Genomic DNA, 281 nt, shown 5'->3' on the forward strand with positions numbered 1-281 from the left:
GGGTCCGGGCGGTCACCGAGGTCGCCCGCCGGCCCGCGCGGGACCGTGGAGGCATGACCTACACGACCCCTCCCCAGGCCCCGTACAAGCAGCTCCGCCGACCCGTGACCGACCGGATGGTCGCCGGCGTGGCCAGTGGCGTCGGACGGTACTTCGCCGTCGACCCGACGCTGGTCCGGGTGGCCTTCGCCGTGGCCACCCTGCTCACCGGCGGGCTCGCCGCGCTGGCGTACCCGATCATGTGGTTCCTGATGCCGGAGGAGCCGGCGGGCGCGCCCGCC

1 protein-coding gene is annotated in these 281 nt (G+C 75.8%); it reads left to right on the top strand.

Annotated elements, in window-relative coordinates; translation table 11 throughout:
- Positions 1–53 precede the first annotated feature (53 nt).
- Positions 54–281: PspC domain-containing protein (locus LQ51_RS31025; protein WP_046571923.1), on the top strand; the 228-nt coding region annotated here is incomplete at its 3' end.

The sequence above is a fragment of the Micromonospora sp. HK10 genome (genome assembly GCF_000982955.1).
Classification (GTDB): domain Bacteria; phylum Actinomycetota; class Actinomycetes; order Mycobacteriales; family Micromonosporaceae; genus Micromonospora.